2 protein-coding genes are annotated in these 2360 nt (G+C 57.9%); both read right to left on the bottom strand.

Annotation, left to right across the window (positions count from 1 at the left end; all coding sequences use genetic code 11):
* Nucleotides 1–113 precede the first annotated feature (113 nt).
* A complete protein-coding gene (locus EN914_RS32385; RefSeq protein WP_024505889.1) occupies nt 114–1175 on the bottom strand; it encodes a LacI family DNA-binding transcriptional regulator in 1062 nt (353 codons plus the stop codon).
* A 272-nt stretch (nt 1176–1447) separates the two neighbouring features.
* Nucleotides 1448–2360 (bottom strand): cation:dicarboxylate symporter family transporter (locus EN914_RS32380; RefSeq protein WP_127218979.1); only part of this gene is annotated, 913 nt, incomplete at its 5' end.

Genomic DNA, 2360 nt, shown 5'->3' with positions numbered 1-2360 from the left:
TTTCAAGACGGAACCACGCCGGTTCACAGATCGGACAGAGACGGCCGAGTCAATCGAGCTTTCCTTTCATCGGTGAAAGGAAAATGGGCGCTCATGATAGAAATCCATCAAGGTCAAATATTTTCCGGAAGATAAATGTCGAACGGCAGAAATGTCTGCCCCGGGCTCTCCGCGACGCCGGCTTTGATGGCCCGCTCCATTGCCATTATCAGCTCCTGGCAAAGTCGGCGCATTGGCGTGCCGACCGCCATCGTCAAGATGTCATCCGCAAGCGCCCCACGTGACTGCGGCGTCATTTCACTCACGATCGCGACGAGATCCTGACCGCTCCCCTCTTCTCGGAGCGCGGAAATTGCTCCCTCTATACCCCCGCCGGCCATATAGAAGCCGACGAGCTCTGGTTCCCGCTGCATAAGATCCAGCAATTTTTCGTAAGTGAGCTGCCGTTCATCAAGGTTCACGAGCGGATCAAGCACCTCGAATTTGGGCGCGTTCTCACGAAAATAGGCACGAAAGGCCGTTTCCCGCGTCGCATGCGCCTGGAAGCGATGGCTTCCGACAAACACCGCCACCTTGCCGGGCCGTTTTGCGGCCTTGGAAAACACCCAAGCGGCAGTCCGTCCGACCTTGCTGTTGTTGAGGCCGATGTAGCCCTCGCGCACGCCATCGGCGAAGTCGGATAACAGCGAAAATACCGGGATACCTTTCGCCTTGAGCTCCTCGACTGATGCTGTGATTTTCGGGTGATCGGCCGCCACCATGGCGATCGCCTGGCAGCGGCTTCCAAGGTCCTTAAGAAGCGGGAGCAGGTCACGCGGCAAATGTGACTGCGCGAACTCGATGATCGGAAGGCCGTGGAAGGATTTAGCCATACTGACCGACTCTTCAATATTGCGAGCGAAATCTTGGTAAAAATCGTGGGCAGGTTTTCTCAAGATGAAGCCCAGCTTGTAGTGCGGCAGGTGCTGCTGCAAGCGCTGTTTGATGAGACCGGCAGCATGATAGCCGATCGCGTGCGCGGCCGCATGGACCCGCTGGGCGGTCTCCTCTCGCACCGGAAGGCGGACGTTCAGAACCCGATCGACTGTTGCTACGCTGACTCCGGCTTCGCGGGCGAGATCGGCAATTGTGACGCGCTTTCCCCTAGCGATTCTGATCGGCCGGTCCTCCGTCATCCGGTGCGATCCCGCGACGGCTTGGGGCGGCAAGCTGAAATAGTTACCACACCCCACGGTTGATAACGCATTCGACGAACAGCGCTCCATGCGGACCCAGATGAGTTTCCGTGAACCGTTCGTTTGCTTAGGGGCTTCATGGTGTTGTATTACTCTCCGCGTTAGTACACTATTTCCAGCGCTCTTTGGAGGCCGGCAATTCGACTGCTGTGAAGGCCGTGACTTACACGTCGCGCTATTGCTTGCTTGCGGGGAGCCCGTTTGATGTAACCCTAACCGCGGAAAGCGGCTTCCATCCGGGACTGGTCCAATTCGCCTTCCCAGCGAGCGACAACGAGCGATGCCACCGCATTACCGACTAAATTCGTCAGCGCGCGGCATTCCGACATGAAGCGGTCCACGCCAAGAATTAGAGCCATTCCGGCAACGGGAACACTCGGCACGACAGACAGAGTAGCGGCCAATGTGATGAAGCCGGCGCCGGTGACGCCTGCCGCACCCTTCGAGGAAAGCATCGCAATTAGCAGCAGGAGGATCTGATCGGCAATTGACAAATCTGTGTTCGTCGCCTGCGCGATGAAGAGGGCGGCGATCGTCATGTAGATATTGGTGCCGTCCAGATTGAATGAGTATCCAGTAGGGATGACGAGACTTACGACCGAACGCGCGGCGCCGGCCTTCTCCATCTTCTCCATGAGCGAGGGCAGCGCGGCCTCCGAGGAGGACGTTGCCAGGACAAGCAGCAGCTCGTCCTTGATGTAGCGGACAAGAGAAAAGATCGAGAAGCCGTTGCAGCGGCAGACCACGCCGAGAACCCCGAACACGAAGAGGAAGGCGGTCAGATAGAACGTCGCGACCAGTATCGCGAGGTTGGCCACCGAACCGATTCCGTATTTGCCGATCGTAAAGGCCATAGCGCCGAAGGCGCCGATGGGTGCAGCCTTCATCAGAATGCCGACGAGCTTAAAAATGGGGGCGGTGAGCGCCTGGAGAAAGGTAACGACCGGCCTGCTCGTCTCTCCGGTCATCGCCAGAGCAATGCCGAACAAGACCGAGAAGAACAAGACTTGCAGGATGTCGCCTTCCGCGAAGGCACTGGCAATCGTTGACGGGATGATGTTCATCAGGAAGCTGGTCACGGACTGCTCGTGAGCCGTGGCCACATAGCCCTTAACGGCTTCGACA

The organism is Mesorhizobium sp. M7A.F.Ca.CA.001.08.2.1, from assembly GCF_003998455.1.
Lineage (GTDB): Bacteria > Pseudomonadota > Alphaproteobacteria > Rhizobiales > Rhizobiaceae > Mesorhizobium > Mesorhizobium ciceri.
This window is presented reverse-complemented; position numbering and strand designations above follow the sequence as displayed.